General features: G+C 69.2%; 6 protein-coding genes. 4 read left to right on the forward strand and 2 right to left on the reverse strand.

The window, feature by feature from the left end; genetic code table 11:
- The 4 genes from ruvB to A9W96_RS26805 all read left to right on the forward strand — a co-directional run.
- Nucleotides 1-892 (forward strand): Holliday junction branch migration DNA helicase RuvB (gene ruvB / locus A9W96_RS26790; protein ID WP_067144335.1); only part of this gene is annotated, 892 nt, incomplete at its 5' end.
- A 256-nt stretch (nucleotides 893-1,148) separates the two neighbouring features.
- Nucleotides 1,149-1,844, forward strand: a complete 696-nt coding sequence (locus A9W96_RS26795) for a hypothetical protein (RefSeq protein ID WP_067144337.1) — start codon at nucleotides 1,149-1,151, stop codon at nucleotides 1,842-1,844.
- 118 nt (nucleotides 1,845-1,962) lie between these two features.
- Nucleotides 1,963-2,346, forward strand: a complete 384-nt coding sequence (locus tag A9W96_RS26800) for a DUF1304 domain-containing protein (protein WP_067144339.1) — start codon at nucleotides 1,963-1,965, stop codon at nucleotides 2,344-2,346.
- Between the two features lie 132 nt (nucleotides 2,347-2,478).
- Nucleotides 2,479-3,171 carry a hypothetical protein gene (locus A9W96_RS26805; RefSeq protein WP_066863865.1) on the forward strand — a complete coding sequence of 231 codons (693 nt, stop codon included), beginning with the start codon at nucleotides 2,479-2,481 and terminating at the stop codon, nucleotides 3,169-3,171.
- A 64-nt stretch (nucleotides 3,172-3,235) separates the two neighbouring features.
- On the opposite strand, the gene car is transcribed toward A9W96_RS26805, so the two are convergent.
- Entirely contained in the window at nucleotides 3,236-6,760 is a 3,525-nt protein-coding gene (gene car, locus A9W96_RS26810) for a carboxylic acid reductase (RefSeq protein WP_067144341.1), read from the reverse strand.
- A 147-nt stretch (nucleotides 6,761-6,907) separates the two neighbouring features.
- Nucleotides 6,908-7,946: 4-aminobutyrate--2-oxoglutarate transaminase (gene gabT, locus A9W96_RS26815; protein WP_067144343.1), on the reverse strand; the 1,039-nt coding region annotated here is incomplete at its 5' end.

Here is a 7,946-nt window from a genome sequence, read left to right on the forward strand (position 1 = left end):
CCGGGGCGGCACACCGGATCACATCCTGTTGTCCGGGCCGCCGGGGCTGGGCAAGACGTCGCTGGCGATGATCATCGCCGCCGAGCTGGGGTCCTCGCTGCGGCTGACGTCCGGGCCCGCGCTGGAACGTGCCGGCGACCTGGCGGCCATGCTGTCCAACCTCGTCGAGCACGACGTGCTGTTCATCGACGAGATCCACCGCATCGCGCGGCCCGCCGAGGAGATGCTGTACCTGGCCATGGAGGACTTCCGGGTTGACGTGGTGGTCGGTAAGGGTCCCGGCGCGACGTCGATCCCCCTGGAAGTGGCGCCCTTCACCCTGGTCGGCGCCACCACCCGGTCCGGCGCGTTGACCGGCCCGCTGCGCGACCGGTTCGGTTTCACCGCGCACATGGACTTCTACGAGCCCGCCGAGCTGGAGCGGGTGCTGGCCCGCTCCGCCGGGATCCTGGGCATCGAGCTGGGCGGCGATGCGGCCGAGGAGATCGCCCGCCGTTCGCGCGGGACGCCGCGGATCGCCAACCGGCTGCTGCGCCGGGTTCGCGACTTCGCCGAGGTGCGCGCCGACGGCGTGATCACCCGCGATGTCGCCAAGGCCGCGCTGGCGGTGTACGACGTCGACGAGCTGGGCCTGGACCGGCTGGACCGGGCGGTGCTCTCGGCGCTGACCCGCAGCTTCGGCGGCGGCCCGGTCGGGGTGTCGACGCTGGCGGTGGCGGTGGGCGAGGAGGCCACCACCGTCGAGGAGGTGTGCGAGCCGTTCCTGGTCCGCGCCGGCATGGTCGCGCGGACCCCGCGGGGCCGGGTGGCCACCGCCCAGGCGTGGACGCACCTCGGCATGGCCCCGCCGGCCGGGGTCACCGGGCTGGGCCAACCCGGCCTGTTCGACTAGTGGCTGGTTCCGTGCCCGCCGGGCCGTTTCGCGGCCAAATCGTGACCTTTGCGCCCAGCGGGGTCCGGCCGTTCGCGCGGTCCGGCGTCCGGCCTGGTCAGACCCGCTAGACCGCCGCCGGTCAGGCGCCGGGCCATCCGCGTGCACCCCCGCTGCGACGGCCCCAGCAAACACGCGCGCGGCCGTCGACCGGTTACACCCCGGCATCGCCGGGTAACCAGGCTCACAGCAGCGATACCTGTTGAAGGAGGTTCCGATGAGGACCACGAGCGACGACTACGACCGACCCCGCGCGCTGTACATGCCACGCACCCGCGGCGCGCTAACCGGGCTACTGCTGATACTGCTGGGCGCGTGGGGCGCACTGGTGCCCTTCTTCGGGCCCAACGTCGACTGGGCGTACATGGCCGATCCGGCCTGGACGTGGACCACGGCCAAGGGCTGGCTGGAGGTGCTCCCCGGCGTCGCGACGGCGGTGGGCGGCCTGCTGGTGCTCATGTCCGGCAATCGGGCCAGCGCCGTGTTCGGCGGCTGGCTGGCGGTCGTCGGCGGCGCCTGGTTCGTGGTCGGCCGCGCGTTCGCGTCGACGCTCCGGATCGGCGATGTCGGCCAACCGGTGGCGGCGACGGACCTCAAACGCGCCCTGCTCGAGGTCACCTACTTCACCGGCCTGGGTGCGCTGATCGTGTTCCTGGGCGGCGCCGCGGTGGCGCGGCTGGCCGTGCGGCACGCGCGCGACGTCGTGGTGAGCCACCCGGCGCCGGTCGCGGGCGAGGCCGTGCCGGCCGCCGAACCGGCCATGTACGACGAGACCCGCGGCGCGGCGCCGGCGCGGACCGACGCCGTGGCGGCCGGACCGCAGCCCCGCGGGCGCACGGGTGGCGGCCTGTTCCGCCGGCGCACCGGCGAAGGCGGTGGCCTGTTCCACCGGCACCACCACGCGGGCGCCTGACCCGCTGAGTCGGCAAGGCCCCGGTAGCCCTCGGCTACCGGGGCCTTGCCGCGTCAGGCTGGGCCGGTCAACCCCCGATCGGTAGAGTTCACCGGCGCCCGAACAGCGAGGAGGAGCGATGATCGCCGCCGCATTGGTGTTCGCCGCGCTGGCGGCGTTGCTGCACGTCTACATCTTTGTGATCGAATCGTTGACCTGGACCTCGCCGCGCACCCGCGCCACCTTCGGCACCACCGCGGCCGACGCCGAGACCACCAAGGCGCTGGCGTTCAACCAAGGCTTCTACAACCTTTTCCTGGCCATCGTCACCGGCGTGGGCATCGCCGCAGTCGCGTTGGGGCACAGGGGCATTGGTGCGGCGCTCGTCTTCGCCGGCGTCGGGTCGATGGCCGCGGCGGCGGTGGTGCTGGTCGCGTCGGCGCGCGACAAGGCCCGTGCCGCCGCGACGCAGGGCGCGTTTCCCGCGATCGCGATCGTGCTCCTGTCGCTCGGCCTTCACTAGTAACACCAGTCTCACCAGCCTCCAAAGCCCCCGGCTAGCGGTGGCTTTCGTTTGCCGCGTGGGTTAGTAGTGGAAGGCGCTGGGTAACCATCCCAGGCCGGAATCAGACCCGGTATTCAACGAGGGGATGTCATGAAATACGCACAAGACGGCCAAACCCGCGGGCTGAGTATGCCGCGTTCGCGAGGCGCGGTCAGCGGATTGCTCCTGGTCATTTTGGGAGCCTGGGGGGCGTTAATACCGTTTGTTGGTCCGCACTTTAATTTCGCCTATACACCGGACCGGGATTGGGCGTGGAGCTCCGCCCGGGGCTGGCTGGAAGTGGCGCCGGGCGCGGCCACCGTGCTCGGCGGCCTGTTGTTGATCGTCGCCGGAAACCGGGTCGCCGCCATGCTGGGCGGCTGGCTGGCCGTGCTGGCCGGCGCCTGGTTCGTCGTGGGCGGCCAGGTCGCCCCGCTGTTGGGAATCGGCTCCGCCGGTGACCCGATCGCGGCGACCGAACGCAAGCGCGCGGTGCTCGAGGTCACCTACTTCTCGGGCCTGGGCGCGCTGATCATCTTCGTGGGTGGGGTCGTGCTGGCCCGCACCGCCGTGCGCCTGGCCCGCGACGTACATCCGGTGGCGGCCGAACCCGCCGCGGCCCCCGGGGGCGTGGAGCCCTACCGGGATTCGGTCTACGAGCCCGCCGAGGTCTCCTCGGGCGCGCTGACCAAGCCGCGCGCCGCGGCGGACCCCGAGCCCAAGCGGGGCTGGCGCCGTAACCGCGCCGGCGCGGGGGCCGGCGCCAACGCCGCGTATCTGCGTTGGCCGCACCCGCAGCAGTAGTTCTGCGCCAATCAACAGCAATCGCCCAGTCCCGTTGCGGGACTGGGCGATTGCTTGCTTGCCCTTAGAGCAGTCCGAGCAACTGCAGGTTGGTGATGTACTTGACGATCACCGGCGCCGTGACATGCGGAATGTCTTTGTCGGGGCCGATTTTCGCTTCCTGCACCGCCGCGCGGAACACATCGGTGGGCGCCATCGAGCCGTTGATCGGCTTTTCCGGCTTCTGGTAGTTGTGCAACAGCGGCAGCAGCGAGTACTGACGCTGCCGATCCGGCAGGGCCCGCAGCGACGTCTCGAACCGCCGCAGCCATTCGGAGTAGTCGGCGATGCGCTCGATCGAGTATCCGGCCTCGACCAGCCAGTCGACGTACTCGTCTAGACCGATGCCGTCGTCGTACGGGTTCATCACGTGGTAGGTCTGGAAGCCGGTGTCGCTGTCGGTGATCTGCGTCCCCAGCGTCGAGATCGCCGCGGCGATGAACTCGACCGGCAGGCCGTCGTAGTGCGCCCGCTGCCGGTTGCCGTCGGCGTCGAGCTCGTAGAACGAACCGGGCGCGATACCGGTGGCGACCAGGCTCAGCATCAGCCGGGTGAACATGTCCGGCAGGTTGAGCTGACCGGAGTAGGTGGTGTCGGCCAGGATCATGTCGCAGCGGAACACCGAGACGGGCAGACCGCACAGGTCGTGCGCCTCGCGCAGGAGCACCTCGCCGGCCCACTTGCTGTTGCCGTAGCCGTTGGCGTAGTTGTCGTTGATCTCGCGGGTGGCGCTGATCTGCCGGATGTCGGCGTCCTCGACGAACTCACCCGGCTTGATCTGGTCGCCCACCCCGATCGTCGACACGTAGGTGTATGGCTTCTGCTTGGAGGTCAACGCGATCCGGATCAGCTCCGCGGTGCCCAGCGCGTTGGGCCCGAACAGCTCGCTGTAGGGCAACACGTGGTTCACCAGGGCCGCCGGGTCGACGATGATGTCGACCTCCTCGGCCAGTCGCTGCCAGGTTTGCTGGTCCAGGCCGAGGTTGGCCTCGCCCTTGTCGCCCGCGATCACCTCGAGGTGGTCGGCGGCCAGCTTCTGGTAGTGCGCCAGCAGTTTCGGGTCGCCTTCGGGAGAGCCCACGCCGAAGGTCTTGTCCAACCGGGCGCGCGCCTCCTCGTCGGAGCGGGCCCGCACCAGTGCGATGACCTTGCCGTCGACCATGTCCATCCGCTCGAGCCAGTCCAGCGCCAGGTAGCGGCCCAGGAATCCGGTCGCGCCGGTCAACAGCACCGTGCGCACCTCGGTCGCCGGCTTGGGCAGGCTCGGCGCGCCGGCCAGGACGGCCTCGTCGAGGAACTTGTCCAGCGTGAGGTCACCGGCGTGCACCGTGGTGGCGCCGCGTCCGTGCACGGCCGCGAACGTCGGCCGCTTGGAGCCCTGGCGCTCGGCCTCGATGTAGGCGGCGATGGCCGCCAGGTCGTTGGCCGGGCTGACGATCACACCCACCGGCACGTCGACGTCGAAGATCTCGCGCAGCAGGTTGCCGAATGTCAACGCGGACAACGAGTCTCCACCCAGATCGGTGAAGTGGGCGTCGGGTGACAGGTCGCCGGCCGTCGCGCCCAGCATGGCGGCCGCGGCGCGGCTGACGGTCTGCAGCACCGGCGCCTGGGCGCCGCTGCGGCGCAGTTCGGCCAACTCGTTGGCCTGGCCGGCGGCCAGGTCGGCGTAGATCTGCTCGAGCCGTTCGCCGTAGTGCGCCTTGAGCTTCGGCCACGCCAACTTGCGGATCCCGGTCAGCAGACCGTTTTCCAGGCTGAACGGGGTGGTCTCGATGATGAAGTCACGCGGCACCTCGTAGGACTGCAGGCCGGTTTCTTTGGCGACCTTCTGCAGCGAGTCGGCGATCGTGGGCTTGAGCGACTCGATGTCATTGTGCGCCAACGCCTCTTCGGTCGGCACCACCACGGCCAGCAGGTAGGGCTGGGAGCTGTTGCCGTAGACGTAGATCTGGCGGATCAGCGGGCTGTTGCCGAACACCGCCTCGAGCTTGGCCAGCGTGACGAATTCGCCCTGGGCGAGCTTGAGCACGTTGTTGCGTCGGTCGACGTACACCAGCCGGTCCGGGGCGATCTCGGCGAACACGTCACCGGTCCGGTAGTAGCCGTCCTCGTCGAACACGTTCGCGGTGGTCTCGGCCCGCTTGTAGTAGCCGGGGAACATGTTCTCGGTCCGCAGCAACAGCTCACCGCGCGGGTGCGGGCGGTCGGTGCTGAAATAGCCCAGGTCGGGAACGTCGACCAACTTGTAGTCGATCACCGGCGGACGCTGAATCTCCCCGTCGAACAACACCATTCCGGCCTCGGTCGAGCCGTAGCCGTCCATCAAGTGCATCTGCAGCAGCGACTCGGCCCACTTCTTCAGCTCCGGTGAGGTGGGTGCGGAGCCCGTCATCGCGAAGATGAACCGCCCGCCCAACAGGTACTGGCGCTGTTCCGCCAGCACCTCTTCCTCAACGGCCTCGCGATCGGCACCGTCGGCCAGCCGGCGCTCGACCTGGCGCTGGAATTCGCCGTACAGCGTTTCCCAGATCCGCGGGACGAAGTTCATCTCGGTGGGCCGCACCAGCTCGAGGTCCTCGAGCAGGGTGGACAGGTCGCTGCGGGCCGCGAAGTAGGCGGTGCCGCCGTTGCCCAACGTGCCGTAGAGGATCCCGCGCCCCATGACGTGGCTCATCGGCATGAAGTTGAGGGTGATCGACGCGGCGCTCTCGCCGAACCAGTTCTTGCTGCCGCGCCGCCACATCTTGCCGACGTTGCTCTGCGGGTACATCGCACCCTTCGGGGCGCCGGTGCTGCCGGAGGTGTAGATCAACAGCGCGAGCGAGTCCTCGTCGGTCTGCTGCTCGGGAACCGGGGGTAGGTCCTTGCCGCGCTCCAACACGTCGGCGAGCTTCTCGACCACCACATCGGTGCCGGCCAGCCGGGCCACGGCACTCTCCACGGCCTCGCGCTGGTCGTCGACCTCGGGCTGGTAGTCGAACACGACGAGCTTGCCGGGCACGTGGTCGCCGGCCAGGATCAGCTCCACGGCGTCGGGCAGCTGGTTGACGCTCGAGGCGATCAGGCTGGGCTCGGTCTCGGCGACGATCGGCTGCAGCGACGAGATCGCCGCGCTGGTCTGCATCGGCACCGACACGGCGCCGATGGTGCCCAGCGTGATGTCGATCGTGGCGTAGTCCACGCTGTTGAAGCCCAGCACGCAGACGCGGTCGCCGGGGCTCACCGAGTCGCTGGCCCAGGCGCGGCCGAGAGCCGAAACCCGTTCGCCCAGTTCGCCATACGTGATGGTCTCGAAGCGGGGGAGCAGCTCGGCGGTGGTGCGTCCGGTCTTGGCGTCCTTGACGAATTCCACGACGCGCTGCGCCAGTGCGGGCCGGTCGGCATAGCCGTCGAGCACGGTCCGGATGATCTGGGGCAGCCGCAGCCCCGGCTGCTCGGTGGCGGCGGTGATCGCCGGGTCCGGCCGGGCGGCGGCGAACTGGGGGTCGTTGGCAATGAGTTGCTCGATGCGGCGGTTGAGTTCTTCGTCGTGAATAGCAGTCGACATAACAGATCCCTTGCAAATGAAAGTTAGCGAGTCAAATTGCGCTGTCCGCGCTGACATATAGAACGTTAGCTAAAGTAAAGGTATTCCACCATGATCTGGCGTTTGTGGTGTTTGTGAGATTGCCCACGCGCGGTGGGAAGTCCCGGTCTACAGCTCGCGCAGCAGGCCGCCGAGGATGTCGATGCCCTCGGCCAGCAGCTCGTCGCTGATGGTCAGCGGGGGCAGCAGCCGGATGATGTTGCCCCACATGCCGCACGTCAACACGATCACGCCGGCGGCGGCGGCCGCGACGGTCAGCTTCTGGGTCAGTTCCTTGTCGGGCTCGGCGGTTCCCGACTTCACCAGTTCGATGGCGATCATGGCGCCCCGGCCGCGCACGTCGCCGATCCGGTCGTCGCCGGCCTGCAGACGCAACAGCGGCTCGGTGATCAAGCGTTCCAACCGCTGCGCGCGCTCGATCAAACCGTCGTTCTCGATCGTCTCGATGGTGGCCAACGCCGCCGCGCAAGCCAACGGGTTTCCGCCGAAGGTGCCACCCAAACCGCCGACCTGCGGGGCGTCCATGATCTGCGCCCGCCCGGTGACCGCCGACAGCGGCAGTCCGTCGGCGATGGCCTTGGCGGTGCAGATCAGGTCGGGTTCGATGCCCTCGTGCTCACACGCGAACATGGCGCCCGACCGCGCGAATCCGGTCTGCACCTCGTCGGCGATGAACACCACGTCGTTCTTGTGGCACCAGTCCAGCAGGGTGGGCAGGAAGCCCTCGGCCGGAACGATGAACCCGCCCTCGCCCTGGATCGGCTCGATGATGAGCGCGGCCAGGCTGTCGGCGCCGATCTGGCTCTCGATGATGTTGATGCTGCGCGCGGCGGCCTTCTCCCCGTCGGTGGCCAGTTCCTTGTCGACCAGACCGTCCCGGTAGGGGTAGGACAGCGGCGCACGGTAGATCTCCGGCGCGAACGGGCCGAAGCCGCCCTTGTAGGGCATCGACTTGGCGGTCAGCGCAAGGGCCAGGTTGGTTCGGCCGTGGTAGGCGTGGTTGAACGCCACCACGGCGGGCTTGCGGGTGTAGGCGCGCGCGACCTTGACGGCGTTCTCCACCGCCTCGGCGCCGGAGTTGAACAGCACCGAGCGCTTCTCGCCCGAACCCGGGGTGATGCGGTTGAGCGTCTCGGCGACGGCGACG

This window comes from Mycobacterium sp. 1245852.3, from assembly GCF_001669335.1.
GTDB classification, from domain to species: domain Bacteria; phylum Actinomycetota; class Actinomycetes; order Mycobacteriales; family Mycobacteriaceae; genus Mycobacterium; species Mycobacterium europaeum_A.